The sequence below is a fragment of the Neisseria macacae ATCC 33926 genome (assembly GCF_022749495.1).
GTDB lineage: Bacteria > Pseudomonadota > Gammaproteobacteria > Burkholderiales > Neisseriaceae > Neisseria > Neisseria macacae.
In genome coordinates, this window is record NZ_CP094241.1 from 1,219,581 (window position 1) to 1,239,623 (window position 20,043).

16 protein-coding genes, 3 tRNA genes and 1 pseudogene are annotated in these 20,043 nt (G+C 49.6%); 6 read left to right on the forward strand and 14 right to left on the reverse strand.

Going from position 1 to position 20,043, the window contains the following annotated elements:
- The first annotated feature begins 111 nt into the window (after positions 1 to 111).
- Positions 112 to 1,803 (forward strand): D-lactate dehydrogenase, encoded by a 1,692-nt coding sequence (gene dld, locus MON40_RS05940; protein ID WP_003778298.1) that lies wholly within the window; start codon positions 112 to 114, stop codon positions 1,801 to 1,803.
- A gap of 149 nt (positions 1,804 to 1,952) precedes the next feature.
- A complete protein-coding gene (locus MON40_RS05945; RefSeq protein WP_003778300.1) occupies positions 1,953 to 2,315 on the forward strand; it encodes a DUF2628 domain-containing protein in 363 nt (120 codons plus the stop codon).
- 132 nt (positions 2,316 to 2,447) lie between these two features.
- Here the strand turns inward: MON40_RS05945 and MON40_RS05950 are convergent.
- The 4 genes from MON40_RS05950 to MON40_RS05965 form a co-directional block, all read right to left on the reverse strand.
- Positions 2,448 to 2,524: transfer RNA gene (locus MON40_RS05950), tRNA-Asp, on the reverse strand.
- Positions 2,525 to 2,556: 32 nt separating this feature from the next.
- Positions 2,557 to 2,632, reverse strand: a tRNA-Val gene (locus tag MON40_RS05955).
- A 103-nt stretch (positions 2,633 to 2,735) separates the two neighbouring features.
- Complete coding sequence (ribA, locus tag MON40_RS05960) at positions 2,736 to 3,329, reverse strand: GTP cyclohydrolase II (RefSeq protein ID WP_003778303.1); 594 nt, start codon at positions 3,327 to 3,329, stop codon at positions 2,736 to 2,738.
- Positions 3,322 to 3,990, reverse strand: coding sequence for a hypothetical protein (locus MON40_RS05965; protein ID WP_003778305.1), 669 nt, complete (start codon positions 3,988 to 3,990; stop codon positions 3,322 to 3,324). Before MON40_RS05965 ends, ribA begins: the two co-directional genes overlap by 8 nt.
- Positions 3,991 to 4,123: 133 nt before the next feature.
- On the opposite strand from MON40_RS05965, the gene MON40_RS05970 reads away from it, so the two are divergent.
- Positions 4,124 to 4,208 (forward strand) — tRNA-Leu (locus tag MON40_RS05970).
- 367 nt (positions 4,209 to 4,575) lie between these two features.
- Here MON40_RS05970 and MON40_RS05975 read toward each other — a convergent pair.
- Both MON40_RS05975 and MON40_RS05980 read right to left on the reverse strand, forming a co-directional pair.
- A complete protein-coding gene (locus MON40_RS05975; RefSeq protein WP_003760231.1) occupies positions 4,576 to 5,232 on the reverse strand; it encodes a response regulator in 657 nt (218 codons plus the stop codon).
- On the reverse strand, positions 5,222 to 7,042 hold the full coding sequence (locus tag MON40_RS05980) for a histidine kinase (RefSeq protein WP_039863021.1): 1,821 nt from the start codon (positions 7,040 to 7,042) through the stop codon (positions 5,222 to 5,224). Before MON40_RS05980 ends, MON40_RS05975 begins: the two co-directional genes overlap by 11 nt.
- Before the next feature lie 309 nt (positions 7,043 to 7,351).
- Between MON40_RS05980 and MON40_RS05985 the strand changes: the two genes are divergently transcribed.
- Complete coding sequence (locus tag MON40_RS05985) at positions 7,352 to 7,933, forward strand: molybdenum cofactor guanylyltransferase (RefSeq protein ID WP_003778310.1); 582 nt, start codon at positions 7,352 to 7,354, stop codon at positions 7,931 to 7,933.
- Positions 7,934 to 8,052: 119 nt separating this feature from the next.
- Here the strand turns inward: MON40_RS05985 and MON40_RS13525 are convergent.
- From MON40_RS13525 to ampD, 5 genes and pseudogenes are all read right to left on the reverse strand, one after another.
- A pseudogene (locus MON40_RS13525) lies at positions 8,053 to 8,115 on the reverse strand (transposase); the annotation flags it as partial.
- Positions 8,116 to 8,186: 71 nt separating this feature from the next.
- Positions 8,187 to 9,056 carry a UTP--glucose-1-phosphate uridylyltransferase GalU gene (gene galU, locus MON40_RS05990; protein ID WP_003778314.1) on the reverse strand — a complete coding sequence of 290 codons (870 nt, stop codon included), beginning with the start codon at positions 9,054 to 9,056 and terminating at the stop codon, positions 8,187 to 8,189.
- Between the two features lie 232 nt (positions 9,057 to 9,288).
- Positions 9,289 to 11,760 (reverse strand): NAD-dependent DNA ligase LigA, encoded by a 2,472-nt coding sequence (gene ligA, locus MON40_RS05995; protein WP_003778315.1) that lies wholly within the window; start codon positions 11,758 to 11,760, stop codon positions 9,289 to 9,291.
- Between the two features lie 137 nt (positions 11,761 to 11,897).
- A complete protein-coding gene (locus MON40_RS06000; RefSeq protein WP_003778316.1) occupies positions 11,898 to 13,154 on the reverse strand; it encodes a cell division protein ZipA C-terminal FtsZ-binding domain-containing protein in 1,257 nt (418 codons plus the stop codon).
- Positions 13,155 to 13,389: 235 nt separating this feature from the next.
- Complete coding sequence (ampD, locus tag MON40_RS06005; protein WP_003778317.1) at positions 13,390 to 13,962, reverse strand: 1,6-anhydro-N-acetylmuramyl-L-alanine amidase AmpD; 573 nt, start codon at positions 13,960 to 13,962, stop codon at positions 13,390 to 13,392.
- Positions 13,963 to 14,090: 128 nt separating this feature from the next.
- On the opposite strand from ampD, the gene mltG reads away from it, so the two are divergent.
- Positions 14,091 to 15,086, forward strand: coding sequence for an endolytic transglycosylase MltG (gene mltG / locus MON40_RS06010; RefSeq protein WP_003778319.1), 996 nt, complete (start codon positions 14,091 to 14,093; stop codon positions 15,084 to 15,086).
- Positions 15,087 to 15,285: 199 nt separating this feature from the next.
- On the opposite strand, the gene MON40_RS06015 is transcribed toward mltG, so the two are convergent.
- Positions 15,286 to 16,029 (reverse strand): hypothetical protein, encoded by a 744-nt coding sequence (locus MON40_RS06015; protein ID WP_003778320.1) that lies wholly within the window; start codon positions 16,027 to 16,029, stop codon positions 15,286 to 15,288.
- 532 nt (positions 16,030 to 16,561) lie between these two features.
- Between MON40_RS06015 and MON40_RS06025 the strand changes: the two genes are divergently transcribed.
- Positions 16,562 to 16,903, forward strand: a complete 342-nt coding sequence (locus MON40_RS06025; RefSeq protein ID WP_242926025.1) for a hypothetical protein — start codon at positions 16,562 to 16,564, stop codon at positions 16,901 to 16,903.
- A gap of 200 nt (positions 16,904 to 17,103) precedes the next feature.
- Here MON40_RS06025 and MON40_RS06030 read toward each other — a convergent pair whose 3' ends face one another.
- Both MON40_RS06030 and MON40_RS06035 read right to left on the reverse strand, forming a co-directional pair.
- The gene (locus tag MON40_RS06030) at positions 17,104 to 18,600 is read right to left on the reverse strand and encodes a class I SAM-dependent DNA methyltransferase (RefSeq protein WP_003778323.1); all 1,497 of its coding nucleotides are present in this window, start codon (positions 18,598 to 18,600) and stop codon (positions 17,104 to 17,106) included.
- A gap of 18 nt (positions 18,601 to 18,618) precedes the next feature.
- Complete coding sequence (locus tag MON40_RS06035) at positions 18,619 to 20,043, reverse strand: restriction endonuclease subunit S (protein WP_242926026.1); 1,425 nt, start codon at positions 20,041 to 20,043, stop codon at positions 18,619 to 18,621.

Genomic DNA, 20,043 nt, shown 5'->3' on the forward strand with positions numbered 1-20,043 from the left:
ATGATTTGCAGTATTCCTTGCCGGACCGTATTCAGACGACCTTTACTTTGCCGTGTCGCGTTACTACAATCACTATTTTAATCCAATAAAACCAGCCCTAAGGAGCGCATCATGAACGCCTCGCAATTAATCAGCAGCCTGACCCAAACCGTCGGCGAAAAATACATCATTACCGACCCCGCGAAAACCGAACAATACCGCCAAGGCTACCGTTTCGGCGAGGGTAGGGCGTTGGCGGTGGTGCGCCCCGGAACCATTCTGGAAATGTGGAAAATTTTGCAGGCCTGCGTCGAAGCGGACGTGATTGTGATTACACAGGCGGCGAATACCGGTTTGACAGGCGGCTCGACCCCCGACGGCAACGATTATGACCGCGACATTGTGATTGTAAACACCATGCGGATGAACATCATTCAAACCATCAACAACAACGAACAAGTCGTCTGCCTGCCCGGTTCGACCCTGAACCAGCTCGAATTGCTGCTGAAACCTTTGGGGCGCGAACCGCATTCGGTCATCGGTTCATCCTGCATCGGCGCGTCCGTCTTGGGCGGCGTGTGCAACAACTCCGGCGGCGCATTGGTGCAGCGCGGCCCGGCTTACACAGAAATGGCGCTGTTTGCCCAAATCAACGAAGAGGGCAAACTGGAGCTGGTCAACCATTTGGGCATAGACTTGGGCGACACGCCCGAAGAAATCCTGACTAATCTTCAAGGCCATCACTATCAAAGAAAAGACATCACGCAAGACGCAGGCAAAGGACACGACCACGCCTATTGCGACCATGTGCGCCAAGTGGACGAGCCGACCGCCGCGCGTTTCAATGCTGACCCCGCGCGCCATTACGAAGCGTCCGGTTGCGCGGGCAAACTGATGGTATTCGCCGTCCGCTTGGACACTTTCCCGCAAGAGAAGCAAACCGCCGTGTTCTACATCGGCACCAACGACATCAACGAACTGACCGACATCCGCCGCACCGCCTTGGGCGAATTTGAAAGCCTACCTGTTTCTGGAGAATACATCCACCGTCATGCTTTCGATATTGCCGATGTGTACGGCAAAGACACGTTCTACGTCATCAAAAAATTCGGCACGCACCAACTGCCGAAATTATTTGATTTCAAAGCCAAAGTTGACCGATTCGGCAAAAAAGTCAGCTTTCTGCCCAAACATTTTTCCGACAAGGTCATGCAGTTCGTCAGCAAATATCTGCCCGACCACCTGCCCAAATCCATGCGCGATTACCGCGACAAATACGAACACCATCTGATTCTGAAAATGGGCGGAAAAGGCGTCGATGAAGCGCGCGCGTTTTTGAAAGAGTATTTTGCCCACCACAGCGGCGCGTTTTTCGAATGCAACGCCGAAGAAACCCAAGCCGCCATGCTGCACCGCTTTGCCGTCGCCTCAGCCGCCATCCGCTACCGCACCGTGCATGACGACGAAGTGGAAGATTTGGTCGCGCTAGACATCGCCCTGCGCCGCGACGACCGCGACTGGTTTGAAAAACTGCCGTCGGAAATCGACAATAAAATTATCCACAAGCTCTACTACGGACATTTCATGTGCCACGTTTTCCATCAGGATTACATCATCAAAAAAGGCAACGACTGCATGGCATTGGAACACGAAATGCTTCATCTCTTAGACCAACGCGGCGCGCAATATCCCGCCGAGCACAACGTCGGTCATTTATACGAAGCGAAACCCGCGCTCAAACAGTTCTACCGCAAACTCGACCCGACCAACAGTTTCAATCCGGGCATAGGTAAGACCAGTAAGAAGAAAAACTGGGCTGAGTGATAAGGTTGGGATTGTGTAAGTAAATGAAAGGTCGTCTGAAACTGCATTTGGTTTTCAGACGACCTTTTATCTTGTAATGACTCAACTTGTTAATGTATTCTGATAGAATCATGACGCTAACGTTTTAAGGCATAAAGGCAAGGTGTTTAATGAGACTTTACAAGATTTTTAAAGATCCTATGAACCAGTACGAGGCGGTCAAACAAGGCTGGTCTTGGCCTGCATTTTTCTTTTGGGCTATGTGGGCTTGTGTGAAACAAATGTGGGGTTTGGGAATTAGAATTCTTGTCACGTTTGTTGTGTTAAGTTTATTAGCTGGTCAGAATGAATTGTTGAGGGCAATCAACAGTCTTCTTGGTTTCAGTGTTTTTCTTGCGTTTGGCATGTTCGGTAATACTTTGCGTGAAAAAAATCTGGTTAAACACGGTTATGTAGAATTACCTCAACTTATTAACGCTGCTAACCCTGAAGCTGCAATTGCCCAATATATTGCTGAATATGGTCATAAATAAAGCTTTTTGAGATTAAGGTCGTCTGAAAACTGTATTCGGTTTCCAGACGACCTTTTTTTAGATTGAGTACCCAATATTTAAAATGCAGCGACCAAAAATAAAAGCACCGATAAATCGGTGCTTTTTAAAATTTGGCGCGGCGGACGGGGCTCGAACCCGCGACCCCCGGCGTGACAGGCCGGTACTCTAACCAACTGAGCTACCACCGCGCATCATTGTTTTGCAACAATGAAAGGAAACCTGGTGGGTGATGACGGAGTCGAACCGCCGACATTCTGCTTGTAAGGCAGACGCTCTACCAACTGAGCTAATCACCCGAGAACTCGGGATTAAACCAAAAAACCTCTATCAGGGCAAGCCGTTTGTTTCAAGATAAATATATTTATTTGAATATAAATAATAAATAAGTTTAGTATTATCTCAATCAAAAATCATATGCCCCAATTTATCGGCTTTGGTGTGCAGATATCGTTCGTTTTCCGCATTCTTGCCGACATGGAGCGGAATACGTTCGACAACATTGATGCCTGCATTTTTCAACGTCTGAATTTTTTCAGGATTGTTGGTCAACAGCTTGACAGCACGGATATTCAGATGGTCGTAGATTTGCTTGGCAAGCGTAAAGTCGCGTGCGTCAACGGGCAGTCCGAGCGCGAGGTTGGCTTCGACCGTATCCATCCCCTCGTCTTGAAGCTTGTAGGCACGGATTTTGTTGATTAAACCGATGCCGCGCCCTTCTTGACGCAGATAAACGATCACACCGCGCCCTTCTTGTTGAACCACCTTCATCGCGGCTTCAAGCTGCGGGCCGCAGTCGCATTTTTTGGAAAACAGGGCATCACCGGTCAAACATTCGGAATGGATGCGGGTCAGGACAGGGAGGTCGTCTGAAAAATCGCCCATCGTCAAAGCGATGTGTTCTTGTCCGCTCGGTTCTTCAAAACCGTGCATAGTGAAGTCGCCCCATTCGGTCGGCAGGCGGCAGGAAGCAACGAATTTCAAGGTATTATTCATGTTCTTCTTCCTTGTCTTCGATGCCTGCCAATGCTTTCAGCGGCTCGGCAAGTGCCAACGCCAGCGCCGACCAATCTGTTTGGGCTGCGTCATCGGCTTGATCTTTATCGGCAAATTCAACGTGAACCACGCCCAAAACCGTGCCGTTTTGCGTTGCCACAGGGATGGACAACTGGCTTCCGCTGCCCTCGTTCCGGCTGCCTTGGATTTCGTCCAGCGAAAGCCAATAAGCTATATCGTTGGCAATATTCATCCAACCGCTTTGCGCCGTACGGCAGGCAAGGTAAACCGTACCGTTTTCTTCATGAACCGCGAGCAGGTTCTCCAAAGGCTCGCCTTGTGCCGCGATACGAACCAGCAGTGCATGCGGTTCGCCAGGAAGGTGGATGTAAACCGCCGCGCTTTTGACGGCTGTTGCACGGCTGAATACCGAATCCAAAGCCATGAAAACCTGTTTGAGCAAAACTTCGTTTTCAGGCGTTTCTTCAATATGGTCTGCCAGCTTCCAACCGTCTTCCTCACGCCACAAAACCGAGCGGTCAATCGAAGCATTGCCCATATTCATCACCGTCTTTGCGGTCAGATAAGCAATACGGAGGTCGTCTGAAGACAGCTTCAAACCCTGCGTCTGTAAAAAATCCTGAATCAGTAAAACAGGCATGATGTTCCTCTTTGATATTAGTGTGTTCCGGCAGATAACCGACCTGCCATTATATCGGTCGGAATAAAGCAATTTCAAGCCAAAGGTTGTTTGCAGAGTAGGATACTTTGTGTATAATCCTCGGTTTCATCACGCGGACGTGGCGAAATTGGTAGACGCACCAGATTTAGGTTCTGGCGCCGAGAGGTGTGAGAGTTCGAGTCTCTCCGTCCGCACCACACTATAAAATCTAACCGCTTTCGAGCGGTTATTTTTTCGTCTTTTTTTGGCTGATAATTTGTAAATTGTCCAAAGAAGAGCAGTATTGCCAATGTTGATTGTCGGTAATGGTTTGGTAGACACGGTTTATCGGTGCATCGAATATGGTTGTTTTGCTGAGTCGGTGTGTTTTGGGGAGCATTAAGCTGATGAGATGGGGTAGGACAAGCAAGCTGATGGGAAGTAAAACCGAATAAATCAGTATCTTCATTTCTACACCTGTTTGATGGAAAAGGTCGTCTGAAAAACGTTGGAGCGAAATTCGTTCTATCCGTTTTCAGACGACCTTTTTTGTTTTACCGCTTTGGCATCGATATCCTGAGCCGTTTAGTTGATTTCAGGCTGCGGGACTTTGTGTTGGACGGCGTAAACGGCGGCTTGGACACGGCTGCTGAGGTTGAGTTTGCGCAACAGGTTTTGGACGTGGACTTTGACGGTGGATTCTGCCAAGTCCAAATGGCGGGCGATGACTTTGTTGCTGTGTCCGGCGGCGAGGTAGCCGAGGATTTCGAGTTCGCGCGGGGTAAGGGTGGAGAGTGCCTGGTCGGTGCGCGGTGCGGACGGGGAAATCAGGGATTGGACGAGGCGGGTGGTCATTTCGGGAGAGAAGACGTTGTCGCCGTCCACGGCTTTGCGGATGCTGTCGAGCAGGAAGTCGGCGTTGATGTTTTTCAGCAAAAAACCGCGCGCGCCGATACGCATGCATTCGGTCAGGTCGTCGCTGTCTTCGGAAACGGTCAGCATGATGACGGTTTGGTTCGGGTTGACGCCCAAGATTTGTGCCAGTGCTTCGCGGCCGTTCATGACGGGCATGTCAAGGTCGAGTAAGACGACGTCGGGTTTGAGCTGTTCCGCCATTTTGACGCCGGACAAACCGTCGGCGGCTTCTCCGATGACTTCGAAGTCGCTTTGACGGGAGAGCAGGGCTTTGATGCCGCTGCGGAAGAGTGTGTGGTCGTCAATGAGGATGATTTTAATAGTCATGGGTCGTTCTCTTGTGTTGCGGTAAGGTTAAGGTAACGGTTGTGCCTTGTTCGGGCTGGGATTGGATGTCTAGGTTGGCATTGATGCGGCGGGCGCGTTCTTGCATGATGCCGAGTCCGACATGTTCGCCGGAGAGTTTGTGCAGGTGTTGCAGGTTAAAGCCGATACCGTCATCTTCGATGCTCAGGGTAAAGTTTTGTTGGTTGAGCATGCTGATTTTGACGTGTTGGGCTTTGGCGTGTTTGCGGATGTTGGACAGGCTTTCTTGCAGGATGAAGATGATTTGCAGCTGTTCGTCATCGTTTAATGTGCGGCCGTCGTCCTGCCATACTGTTTCTACATTGATTTTGGTTTGGCGTTTAAACCTGGACAGCAGGGTGGTTACGGCTTCCGGGAAGTCTTTGTTGCTGATTTTGGTTCGGAAATTCAGCAGGAGTTCGCGCACGTCTTCGTAACATTCTTGCACGCCGTCTTTGATGAAGCGGATGTTTTCTTCGGCTTGTTCTTTCTGGTCGGCATGGAACGCGCTTTCCAGCATTTGAACTTGAAGATTGAGGAAGGTCAATGCTTGGGCGATGCTGTCGTGCAAACCTTGGGCAATCAGGTTGCGCTCTTGGAGTACGGCAAGCAGGCGCCGCTCTTGTTCGAGACGGCTGCTGGCGATGGATACACCTAATTGACCGCATAATGTACGCAGGAGTTCGTTGTCGTTGTCGTTAAGTGTGGGGTCGTCTGAAAAATATAGGGTCAGGATGCCGAGTTCTTCTTCTTGATAGGTGATGGGGAAAACGACGGTATGTTTGAATAGGGGTGTTTCTTCTTCAGGTTGGGTTTGTTCGGTATCCGAATCTCTGTCTTCGGCTTCAGACAGTCCGATGGAGGCAATAAGGTTTGTGTTTTTACGGTCGTTATCTAAAAGGCGGATGCTGCCTGCGCTTGCGGAAACGGCAGGCAGGGTCCGTGCGAGGAATTCTTCTGCCGCTTCGCGCGGGGTTAGGGTTTGGTGCAGGTCGCGCGTGGTTTGGTAGAGCAGGGTCAGGTCACGGTTTTGACGGGCGAGGTCTTGGGTTTGTCTGGCGACTTGTCCTTCCAAATCGGTATAGAGGACTTTCAGACGACTGCTCATTTGATTGAAACCTTTGCTGACTTGCGCAAACTCTTGAATTTGTTCGGTATCGATTTGTACGCCGAATCGGCCTTGGCTGATGGTTTCTACGCCGTCGCGCAGGGTTTCAAGCGGACGGATAATCCAAGCGTAGTGCCATACGATCATTAAACCTGCGGCGACAAAAATCATCAGCATCATCGCCATTTGGAAACGGCGCAGCCATAAGGTGTTTTTTTCGTTGGCGTTTTCCAATGCCTGTAAGAACAATTCGATATTGCCGGCAAAGCGGTAGAGTTCGATCTGCGTCGGTCTGCGGTAACGTTTCAGCGCGGGTTGGATGTTTGATTTCCAGTCGATTAAGAGCATGGATTGGATCAAACCATAGGCCGGCGGTGTTTCCGAAGGCATCAGGGGATAGATGGCATCGCTTTGGGTGATGCGCAGGAGTGTTCCTTCAAATTCGCGCAATTGGTTGTCGATTTGCGCTTGCGGGGTGCGTTCGCTGGCCATGTAAGCCAAACGGTAAACCTGCATTCTCAAGCTTGCGGCATCATCAATGACGGTGGCTGCGTTTTCCAGCCTCAGCGATAAAATCAGGGTCAGGATGACGGACAATAAAGCCGAACCAACCCATAAGACAGTCAGCAGTTTTAATCGTGAGGACAGGCTCAGGCCGCCTGAAAATAGGGTTCGTAAGCTCATGGAATAAAGGAAGGGCGTTTTGTTGCCAAATGTTATAAACATATCATCCTTTAGGCGGGGAAACAACCTGTCCGAAGGGGAATTTGGTGCGAATGAGGCGATATGCGCTTTAATGTAAAATCGTGTTATGATAAAATTCACTTTATATGAATTTTATCGCGGGCAACCGTCTTTTCAGACGACCTGGGATGATGTGCCGATTTCGCAGGGAATCGGTAGGAACATAACACCTATGAATTAAAAACATAAGAATCAGCCGATTAACAGTATGGGCACACAAAACCAGCGACTTCACAAAGGACTACCAAAATGAAAACCTTCGCATTGATATTGGCCGGCGGGCAGGGAGAGCGAATGGGAGGGACGGATAAAGGATTAGTATTGTGGCGTGACAAACCTTTGATTGATCATGTTATTGAAGCGTTGCGTCCGCAGGTTGAACACATCGCCATCAGCGCCAACCGGAATTTGGAGGAATATGCTCGCCGTAGTGCGCATATTTTTGCCGATTCGCGCCAATGGCAACATTTGGGACCGCTGGCGGCTTTGTGTACGGCTGCCAATGATTTGCAGATTGCGGCGGCGGATTGGCTGCTGGTGGTGCCGTGCAATATGCCTGCGCTGCCGCCTGATTTGGTGGCGAAATTTGAAACGGTTTCCAAGCGCACGCCTTTGTGCAATGCGTTTTATGTGGAAACACCGGTCACGCCGCATTACAACGTAATGTATATCCGTCCGCAAATCCTGCAAAGCACCGTCCCGTATTTGTATTCAGGGATGAAAACCTTGAGCGGCTGGCTGCATCAGCAACGGGCGAGATCGGTGCATTTTGGTTCGGAACATGTTTTTTTCAGCTGCAATACGCAGGAAGATTTACGGGGGCCGCTTTAAGCTTTAAGCATTGCACTTTGGTTTTTATAGTGGATTAACTTTAAACCAGTACGGCGTTGCCTCGCCTTAGCTCAAAGAGAACGATTCTCTAAGGTGCTGAAGCACCAAGTGAATCGGTTCCGTACTATCTGTACTGTCTGCGGCTTCGTCGCCTTGTCCTGATTTAAATTTAATCCACTATACACAGAAAACCGTGTATCCGTACAAACAAAAAGGTCGTCTGAAACTTTCAGACGACCTTTTGTCATTTGCTTTATTGGGGGATGTATTGTTTCAGCAGTTCGCGGAACTGCGCGCCGGTTTCCGGATGTTTCAAGCCGTAGGCGACAGTGGCTTCGAGATAACCCAGTTTGCTGCCGCAGTCGTAGCGTTTGCCGTCGAAGGCGTGGGCGAGGACGAACTCGTGATCCAACAGGCGGGCAATGCCGTCGGTCAGTTGGATTTCGTTGCCCGCACCGCGCGGCAGGTTTTCCAGCAGGCTGAAAATGCGCGGGGTCAGGATGTAGCGGCCGACAACGGCAAGGTTGGACGGCGCTTCTTCGGGTTTCGGTTTTTCGACGATATTGGTAATTCTTTGAAAGTTTTTCAGTTTTTCCACTTCAACAATACCGTATGAGCCGGTTTGCGACGGGTCGACGGTTTCCACGCCTAAAACGCTGTTGCCGCTTTGATTGTAGATATCGACCATTTGCTTCAGCGCGCCTTTGGGCGCGTCAATCAAGTCGTCGGCAAGAATGACGGCGAAGGGTTCGTCACCCACTGCGGCGCGGGCGCACAATACGGCGTGTCCCAAGCCTAAAGCTTCGGCCTGGCGGATGTAAAGACAGGTAATGTTGGAAGGCAGAATGTCTTTGACGTGTTCCAGCAGTTTGTCTTTTTGACGCATTTCCAACTCGGTTTCCAGCTCGTAGGCTTTGTCGAAATGGTCTTCGATGCTGCGTTTGTTGCGGCCAGTGATGAACACCATTTCGGTACAGCCTGCTTCTACTGCTTCTTCTACCGCATATTGAATCAACGGTTTGTCGACGATGGGCAGCATTTCTTTTGGGCTGGCTTTAGTAGCGGGCAGAAAGCGCGTACCCATACCGGCTACGGGGAAAACGGCTTTTTTGATCGGTTTCATTCAGTTTCCTTCTATTTGATTGTCGAATCGAAAATTCAGACGACCTCGGTTGTCTAGGTTTGACTTGGTTGCCACATTGTCGGCGGCAAAAAGGCAAGGCATTTAAAAGGTGTTCAACAGATTTAGAGTGTTCATTCCCCGATAAGTTGCCAAATTGATTGAGAACAGAATCAACGATTTGGACAGTCGGAAAATTGGCTCGGTCATATCCTTGAATATCCTTAATAAATGCTTAATCCAGCATCGCCAAAAGCTCTTCCTCACTCAATACCGCCACACCCAAGGCATTGGCTTTTTCCAGCTTGCTACCGGCGGCTTCTCCGGCGATGACGTAGTCGGTTTTTTTGGACACGCTGCCGGAAACTTTGCCGCCTGCGGCTTCGATCAAGGCTTGGGCCTGGTCGCGTTTGAGGGTGGGCAGGGTGCCGGTTAACACAAAGGTTTTGCCTGCTACGGCTTCGTTGACGTCGTCTGAAATCGTTGCTTCTTGGTTTTCAGACGACGTTTGGGCGAAGAAGGTTTTTAGGTTTTCGAGCAGGGCGGCGTTTTGTGGTTCGCTGCGCCATGCTTGCCAGTCGGCGGGGAGGGCTTTGTCGGTTTGCAGGCCTTCTATGCTTTTGCCGGCGAGTTCCCACAAGGCTTGGGCTTTGTTTTCGCTGATTTTGAAACCGGGCAGGCGGGCAATCCAGCGTTGCGGCTCGGCGTGGCGGGCGGGTGGGATGGTAACCGCTTGGGTTTGCGGGGCAACGCCTGCGGCGAGCAGCTCATCTATCATCGCCTGCTGCGCGTCTTGGGCGAAGAAGTGGGCGATGGAGCGGGCGACGACGGTGCCGATGTCGGGCAGGCAGGCGAGGATGGGTTCGGGTGCGCGGCGGACGTGTTCCAGCGAACCGAATGCCTGCGCCAGCGTTTTGGCGGTGCGTTCGCCGACGTGGCGGATGCCGAGCGCAAACAGGAAGCGGGCGAGTTCGGGCGTTTTGCTGGCTTCTATGCCTGCGAGAATGTTTTCCGCCCACTTGGTCGGTTGTTTTTTGCCGTTTTGGGTGTTGGATTCAGACAGGTCGCCTGAAACCGTTTCGGCGTCGCCGTTTTCGTTTTCAGACGACGCTTTATCTGCCGTTTCCTTCATTTTTTGCAAGGTCAGGATGTCGAGGCGATAGAGGTCGGCGAAATGGCGGACGAGGTCTTGGGCGACAAGCTGCTCGATTTGTTTTTGACCGAGGCCGTCGATGTCCATGGCTTTGCGTGAGGCGAAGTGGATTAAGCCTTGTGCGCGTTGCGCCTGACAAAGCATGCCACCGCTGCATCGGGCGACGGCTTCACCTTCTTCGCGTTCGATTTCGCTGCGGCAGATGGGGCAGTGGGTCGGCAGGCGGTAGGGCTTATGGAGCGGAACGGATTGGGTTTGATTGGTAGACGGTGTTTCGGCAAACAGGTCGTCTTGTTGATGTTTGAGGTCGTCTGAAACGGCAACGGTAGTTTCCTGCATCGGGCGGCGTTCGAAAATCACGCGCACGACCTCGGGAATCACGTCTCCGGCGCGGCGCACGACGACGGTGTCGCCGACGCGCACGTCTTTGCGCGATACTTCGTCCTGATTGTGCAGGGTGGCGTTGGTGACGGTTACGCCGCCGACGAATACGGGTTGCAGGCGGGCGACGGGGGTAACGGCGCCGGTGCGCCCGATTTGTACGTCTATGGCTTCGACGACGGTCAGGGCTTCTTCGGCGGGGAATTTGTGGGCAATCGCCCAGCGCGGCGCGCGGGAGATGAAGCCGAGTTCACGCTGTTGCGCCAAGCTGTTGACTTTGACGACCATGCCGTCGATTTCGTAGGGCAGTTCGGGGCGTTTTTGCTGCATTTGTTCGTAAAACGCCAATACTTCGTCGATATTTTTGAAACAGCCGAAATTGCCATCGGGCAGGCTGAAGCCGAGTTCTCGGAAATAGGCGAGTTCTTGGATGTGTTCTTCGGCTGTGAAACCGCCTTGCTGACGGGCGATGGAGTAGGGGAAAAAGTGCAGTTTGCGTTGCGCGGTGATGCGCGAATCGAGTTGGCGCAGGCTGCCGGCGGCGGCATTGCGCGGGTTGGCAAAGGGTTTTTGCCCGTTTTCGGCTTGTCTTTTATTGAGGGCGGCGAAATCGGCTTTGAGCATCAGCACTTCGCCGCGCACTTCGATGAGTTCGGGCGTATTTTCGCCGTGTAGCCGCAGGGGGATGTTGGCGACGGTTTTGACGTTTTGGGTAACGTCTTCGCCCGTTGTGCCGTCGCCGCGCGTCGCCGCCTGCACCAATACGCCGTCGCGGTAGAGCAGGCTGATGGCGAGGCCGTCGAATTTGGGTTCGATAATGTATTCGGGATTGCCGCCGTCCAAGCCGTCGCGCACGCGTTGGTCGAAAGCGTACATTTCGGCATGATCGAACACGCCGTTTTCATCTTGCGGGGAGAAGGCGTTGGTCAGTGACAGCATCGGCACTTCGTGACGCACTTCGGCAAATCCTGCCAAAGGCTCGCCGCCGACGCGCTGGGTCGGGCTGTCGGGCAGTTTGAGTTCGGGATGGTTTCGTTCCAACGCTTCGAGTTCGCGGAACAATTTATCGTATTCGGCATCGGGCACGCTGGGCGCGTCGAGGGTGTAGTATTCGTAGGCGTAGCGGTTGAGGAGGTCGGTAAGGTGGCGGATGTGTTGTGCGGTTTGATTCATGAAGGAGGGTTTTCAGACGACCTTCGTCTGATACGGACAAAGGTCGTCTGAAAAATGATAGGTTGAAAACAGATGAATTTTACCCGAAAAAAAGCGGATATGCCGTAACGACATATCCGCTTTGATTACATTTGATTTTAGGAAAACAGGCGCAGGGCTTGTTTGCTGCCGGGTTTGATGCCGACTTTGACCATTTCTTCCTGACGCGCCAAGACGTAATTGCGAATGTCTTTGAGCCATTGGGTAGAAACTTCTTCCATTTTGTCGTTGACCAAATCCAAGCCCAACTGACCGGAGAGGCGTACCGCCAAGTCCATGAAGAGGTCGAAGGTTTTTTCGCCGGCAGGTGCGTGCGGGATATCGAGCAACATGCTGAAGCCTTTGTAGGACTGGTTGTCCAAGAGGGCGTTGGTAAACGCGTCGCCTGTGAGACTGTGGATGGCAAACATCGGGCTGCCGGTTTGTCCGGTGTAGTGGAATGCGCCGTCTTCGCCCAACACAAAACCGAGGTTTTCAACAGAAGCGCGCAGTTCGACGCCGCTGATGTTGCTGTGTGAAACCAAGTGGATGGCGATGGTTTGATCGACGCGGGCGCAGAAGGTATCCAATGCCTGCGCGACTTCGGTAAATGCCGCCAAATCGGTGTGGAGGACTTTGCCGCCCATCAGTTGGGCGAAGGTGTCAACCTGTTGGTTGAACTGTTGCAATTCTTCTTGGGTTGCCAAACCGTTGCGGCTGACTGCTTGCAGGCCGACGACGAAACCTTGGTAATACACGCTCGGAATCGGTTCGGCAACTTGGAAGCGGTCGTCCATGGTGCAGCCGATGATTTGGAAACGGTGGCGGTTGGACAGGCGGGGCAGGGCGTGCAGCTCTTGCGCTTCAGAGAGGGCGATGTAGGCGAGGTAGTCGAAGCGCGGGTCAAACCACGGCAATTCGACTTGAGACAATTCGTCCAAGCTGACCAAAGGTTGGTTGGCGGCGGACGGCAGGTTGACCGGCTCGTCGCTGGCGGTTTGGGTGGTGATTTCGTTGTTCAGCCCGATGACGGTATGCTGTACCGGCTCGTCGGTAAAGTCGTCTTCAATCGCCAACTCGACATCGGTTTTGATGGCGGAAGGTTTGGCGAGTTTGGCTTTGGCGGCGAAGATTTCGTCTTGTTCTTGCAGATTGCGCAGCGCGGCTTCTTGGGCTTTGTTCGCTTTTTTGACGAACAGGCCTTTGCCGCCGGATTCTTTACCGTCGCGCACATGGCTGGTTTTACTGTTCAGGAGCGCGTCTTTGTCGGAGTGGCCGAACTGCTCGCGCACCTGTTTGCGGTATTGGTTTTCTTGGTACATATTGTAGGCGATGACGGCAAGGATGACTGCCAAGCCTAAGACGATGAAAATCATGGGTAATCACTTTTTTGTAAGAGCGGCATTCCGTCTTCGTTGCCCGGGGTGGTTTGCCTTTGGGCGTATGCGGAATCGTATTGCCGCGAGTAAGTTCGTCGGAGTCGGACACGGATTGTCCCGTATGGATGCTCGATTATAACGAAAATAAACTTTTCTGACAGCAAATGCCGCGAATGATAGCTCAAAATGGGGCAGGGTCGTCTGAAAAATGCTATATGGCATTTTTGAGCGATTAACGGACAACTGGAAAACCTGCCGCCTGCAATCTTTGCCAATCGAAAAAGTGGCCGGGATCGGTTTTGCGGTCGGGCGCAATGTCTTGATGGCCGGTAACGGCGGTGATGGGATAATGCCCAACCAACGCTTTCAACAGAGTTTCCAGCGTTTGATATTGTGCTTCAGTAAACGGTTCGAAATCGCAGCCTTCCAATTCGATACCGACCGAAAACGCATTGCACTTTTCGCGTCCGCGAAACGACGATACGCCTGCGTGGTATGCCATATCGTCGCAAGAAACGAACTGCACCGCCTCGCCCTCGCGGGTAATCAAAAAGTGGCTGGAAACGCGCAAGGTGTGGATGACGCTGAAAAACGGATGTTCATCGGGGTCGATGCGGTTGGTAAACAGTTTTTCCACCGCGCCCGTCCCATATTCGAAAGGCGGCAGCGAAATATTGTGTAAAACCACCAGCGACACGGTTTCTGATTCTGCCCGCGGTTCGAAGTTTGGTGAAAACGCGCGGCGCGCAGGCTGCCACCAGCCTTGTTGCCAGTCAATGTCTTGGCATTCGGACGGAAGATTCATAATTCAGACGACCCTTTATTTCAGACGACCACTGAGGCGGAAAAAACATACGTCGGGCGGGTGTGCGGGAATGGGGTGCGCATTTCGGTTATACTGTCGCCCGACGTTCACAAATCAAAAATCCTACCATGCTGAAAAAAATGTTGAAATGGTTTGCGGTATTTTTTGTTGCCGTTGCCGCCGTGTTCGCCGCCTTGCTGTTTGTTCCCAAAGACAACGGCAAAGCATACCGCATCAAAATTGCCAAAAACCAAGGCATCTCTTCCGTCAGCCGTACGCTTGCCGAAGACGGAGTCGTTTACAACCGCCATGTGCTGGTCGCAGCCGCCTACCTGATAGGCGCACACAACAAACTCAACGCCGGCTCGTACCGCCTTCCTTCCAACATTTCCGCCTGGGGTATTTTGCAGAAAATCCGCAACGGCAGACCCGATGCTGTTACCGTTCAAATCGTCGAAGGTTCGCGTTTTGCCACGATGCGTAAAATCATCGATAACACCCCCGACATCGAACACAAAACACGCGGCTGGAGCGATGCGGAACTCATGCAGGCAATTGCCCCCGACGCGCTCAGCAGCAATCCCGAAGGTCAGTTTTTCCCCGACAGCTATGAAATCGACGCAGGCAGCAGTGATTTGCAAATCTACCAAACCGCTTATCAAACCATGCAACGTCGTCTGAAAGATGCTTGGGAAGATCGCCAAAGCGGATTGCCCTACAAAAATCCGTATGAAATGCTCATTATGGCGAGCCTGATTGAAAAAGAAACCGCCCACGAAGACGACCGCGCCCATGTTGCTTCAGTATTCGTCAACCGCCTCAACATCGGCATGCGCCTGCAAACCGACCCGACCGTGATTTACGGCATGGGAAGCGCGTACAAAGGCAAAATCCGCAAAGCCGACCTCCAGCGCGATACGCCGTATAACACCTACACCCGCAGCGGCTTAACCCCGACCCCCATCGCCCTGCCGAGCAAAGCCGCCCTTGAAGCCGCCGCGCATCCGTCGAATGAAAAATACCTCTATTTCGTCTCCAAAATGGACGGCACCGGCTTGAGCCAGTTCAGCCATAATCTGGAAGAACACAATGCCGCTGTACGCAAATATATTTTGAAGAAATAGGTTGAACTGAGCTTCAAAAGCATAAAGGTCGTCTGAAAATCTGTAAAACCGGTTTTCAGACGACCTTTTGTCTCAGGACGATTTAGAACAGATTTTTCTTGTTTATCTTTATCAAGTTATTTTATTTTCATTGCTACTGCAAAATAAAAAGCGGTCTGAAACCTTATTTGGTTTACAGACCGCTTTTATTATTTATGCCTTATCGGGTAGGCGGTTTGGCGTATCCGTCATCGGCGGGAAAGGCTTGAGGTTCATTTCTGCTGCGGTTTGGGTCGTACAGTTCGAAAATTGCAGTGCCGATTACACCCGTATTGCGGATGGAGCCATTATCCGAGTTGGCGGCATAAGAGTCGCGGGGGCTGCTGAAGACAAACGACGCCACCGCGCTGCTGCTTTTGCGGAAACCTTCGATTTCTAAAGAATCATGAGGATACAAGACATAACCGTCGGCGTATTTGCTGGCCGATTTGCCTGAAATCACATCCAAACCATCAACGCTGGCTACGATTTCCAAGGTTTTGTTGCTGTTGTTTTGATAGACCAAACGGTATGCCTGTCCGTCTGTACCGCGCAGATAGTAGTTGCCTTTATCACGGAATATCGGCAGCAGGCTGCCATCGTCACCGCGTACAGACAATTCCACTTTGCCTGAAGCTAAAGCAATCGAATTGACGCTGCGGCCGCGATAATCTTTGGAAGAGTAGTTTAATACGCTTTGCGCCAAAGGTTCCTGACTGACACGGCGCAAATTTACGGAATGAACGGAAGATTCCACTTCATCGCCCCAGCTTGTTCCTAATTTCTCTGCCGCTTGCGCACTTTGACTCGGTACGGCTGAATTGGTGGCAGCAGGTGCTTCAACTGCTTGATGTGATTGTGAACAGGCTGCTAAAACGGCAGCCAGCAACACCGGCAGCCATAATTTAAATTTCATTTGAGGCATAATCGCTCCTACGATAAGGTGGATGATGGATAAACAACCTGAAATTATAGTAGATTAACTTTAAACCAGTACGGCGTTGCCTCGCCTTGTCGTACTATCTGTACTGTCTGCGGCTTCGTCGCCTTGTCCTGATTTAAATTTAATCCACTATACATAATAAAACTTACCATATCATTATTGTTTTTTCTAAATAACAAGGGCAATACAGCAAAAGAGTTACCCATTATCTATACATTTACTTCAAATGGGTAAGAAACAGTATTACATCATACTTTGTAGGTTTATATGTCTAAAGCGCTTATCAAAGAACTTTTCTCATTGGAGCCTTGTCAATAAACAGGATAAATAGGGGTAAAACCGTCGGTCAGGTCGTCTGAAAATCCTCTTCAAACCTTTATTTATGATTCTAAAGAATTTTAAATAGCGTATTGTCGGCTTCAAGGATGGAGATTTGTTGAGAGATACCGTATTGTTATGGATGGCAATTTTGACGGCACATTAGAAGATGCTTCTATCGAAGGATAAAATGACGATGAAAATTAAAGTAGCTATGCTGGGTATTACCGGCTTGATATTGTCCGGCTGCTTTTTCGCCAATGACGAAATCAAGTTGGATGATATTGGGAATTTCAAAATTACTGTCCATGAAGCTAAGGATTATAGGCAGGTTCATTTGACAGGTTTATTAGGCAATAGCGCAATGGGCATTTCAGATATCAAAACAACTTCCCACAATGATGAGCTGAATATTACTTTATTTCAAAAATTGGCAGGTTCAAAATATTCAGGAAAGCTAGATAAAGAAATTGCTCTTGACCGCGATATTAAAAAGATTACTTATGGTTCTAAACACGAGATTATCTGGCAGGAGTAAATCGGTTTTATTCGGTATCGCTATTGCTTTTCGGTAATACTGTTTAGCGGTTTAAACGTAACGAAAAAGGTCGTCTGAAAACTGGAAAATCGATTTTCAGACGACCTTTTATGCTATCACTGCTTAGTAAACTAATTCACCAAATCATTGAAGTGTAATGAGATGCAGCAGTTGCCTTAGTCTATTCATTGATGGTCTAACTAATCTGCCAACTGCTCAGCAACGCTTCGAAAATTCATCAAAGCCGCTTCGATATTTTCAATGATTTCATCGGCCAAAATATCAGGGGCGGGCAGATTGTCCAAGTCGGTTAAAGAATGGTCTTTCAGCCAGAAAATATCCAAACTGGTTTTTTCTCGCTGATTGATTTCATCGATACTAAATTTACGCCAGCGTCCGTCGGGATTGTTTTCGGCATGATAGGTTTCTGCGCGCTTTGAACGGTCTTCGGGGCAATAGCAGGTAATGAAATCCTGCAAATCTGCCAACTGCATCGGTTTTTTCTTCAGCGTGTGATGCACGTTGGTGCGGTAGTCATATACCCAGACTTCTTGGGTAACGGCTTTTTCCTGTGCGGGGCGGTTATCAAAGAACAACACATTTGCTTTCACGCCTTGGGCGTAGAAAATACCCGTTGGTAACCGTAAAATCGTATGCAAATCGGTCATCTGCAATAGTTTCTTACGCACAGTTTCGCCTGCGCCGCCTTCAAACAGCACATTATCGGGCACGACCACGGCTGCACGCCCGTTGTTTTTGAGCATGGTGTAAATATGCTGCAAGAAGTTGACTTGTTTGTTGGAAGTGGTTGCCCAAAAGTCTTGGCGGTTATAGACAAAATCTTCGGTTTCAGCTTCACCCTCGGCATTGGTAATGGTCATGGTGCTTTTTTTACCGAATGGCGGATTGGCCAAAACCAAGTCTACTTTGCGTGCGCTTGGCGCAACCAAGGAATCATCGGAGCTAATCGGGCTATCGCCGTCCATTTCGCCGATCCCGTGTAAAAACAGGTTCATCAAACACAAACGGCGGGTATTGGCGACAATTTCATTGCCGAAAAACGTCCCTTTTTTTAACCGCTCTTTTTGGTCGGTGTTTAGATTGGCATGTTTTTCCAAATAGCTGTATGCCGCCAATAAAAAGCCGCCGGTGCCTGCTGCCGGGTCGGCAATCAGGGTATCTGCCTGCGGGCGGACGCATTCGACAATTGCCTGAATCAAAGCACGCGGCGTAAAGTATTGTCCCGCGCCTGATTTGGTATCTTCGGCATTTTTTTCCAAAATGCCTTCGTAAATATCGCCTTTCACATCCACGCCCAAGCGCGTCCATTTGGTTTCATCAATCATTGCCACCAAACGGGATAATTTGGCCGGGTCTTGGATTTTGTTTTGCGCCTTGGCAAAGATTTGGCCAAGCAAGCCTTTGCACATACTTAAATCGCGCAACAAAGCGAGATAATGACTTTCCAATTCCGCACCTGTGCGGTCGGTCAGACTTTGCCAGTTGTATTTGGCAGGAATGCCGACATCGCGCTTGTAGGGCGGCTGGCTGTATTCAAAAGCCATTTTCAAGAAAATCAGATAGGTAATCTGTTCCAAATAGTCGCCGTAGCTCACGCCGTCATCGCGCAGCATATGGCAGAAGCTCCAAACCTTTTGGACAATAGCATTTGAAGTGTGGTTTTGCGTTGTGGTCATATTCGTTTTCTCTTTAATTTATTTATCCAAAAGGCTACCTGAAAAAGCCGCTTTTAAGACGACCTGTTTGAGCAGCTCGGCTTGTTTGAGTTGTTTGGCAAGTTCGGCGGCGAGTTGGTCGCAGGCGGTGAGTTTGCTTTCTAAAATGGCAACGATTTGGGTTTGTTCTGCTAGAGAGCAAACTGGAATCGGCAAATTTCTACAAATTTCCAAAGTTAAATTATGTTGTCCAGCTGTTGTTTTAGCTTGAGATGACATGAGTTTTATAGTCTTTTCTGCTAATAAATAATTTGCCAAAAATTTAGAATGAACAAATATTGAACGATAAATAACTATTGCTTGGTTTATATTCCATTCAGGATAATCATCTGGAACTAAAGAAACCTTACCTAGCGGAGGACCAACAATGTTCATTAAGATATCATTTGGATAGACTTTTGAACGATTTAGGAAATTATTATGTGTTTCTTTTGAAACAAAAGTAGGTTCTATTGTGAAATCCAGCTTCCCATTTTTAGTTAAATTATAAACTTTTAAAAAAGGAACCTCGCCACTTTTCATAAATAGTTCATTCTTAGGAGGAGTTGTACCTTTGGTAATAAAATCACAAATAGATTCTGCTTCTGTTAATAGCCAATTTTCAGGCAATTCACTATCTTTAGAGAGTATATTTACACTCGATAATGAGCTAGGCTTACTCGGTTTTTTCCCTTCTTTTCCATTCTGTTCCCATTGGCTGACGGCTGTTTGCCAGTCGGCAAGCTGTTGGGCGTGGTGTTGTTCGCGGGTCGTCTGAATTTGGGCGAGCAGTTCGTTTTCAGACGGCAAGGTATCTGCGTGCTTGCTGCGCCATTCTTTGGTGAGTTCGCCGTTAAAGGCGTTTTTGAGCAGGGATTGGCGGTATTGTTGGATTTGCTGCGCTGCGGTTTTCAGACGACCTATGCCTTCGTCGATTTCGGTAAACAGGCTTTCGATTTTATTGACGATGGCTTGTTGGGTTTCTAGATTCGGTGGAATGGGAAAAGCATAATTCCACAATAAATCGGGATCTACGTGTGGTGTACCAGAACCTTTAGCGCGAGTATTAATTTCTTTATATTTTGACAGTAAGAAATAATAAGCATAAAGATTGTTTATATCTGGCAATGAAATGCGAACAAGCGTACTACCTAATGCTCCTTTAATGCCTTTACCTACCAATCCAGAGCGTGAACCATCCCAGACCATTAAGAAGTCATCTTCATCACACAGAACACATTTCACTCCATCGGTATAACTTTTAATAACACCTTTTTCAAAAGCTTCAATATCCACATAGGGATAGCAATGTGTATCTGTTTTTTCGCTAGATTGGCTTTTTGGTTTTTTACCCTTTTCAGTAATAGCAATATCACCCAATCGTTCTATTTTCCACCCTTTCGGCAATTGCTGTTCTGTGGTCAT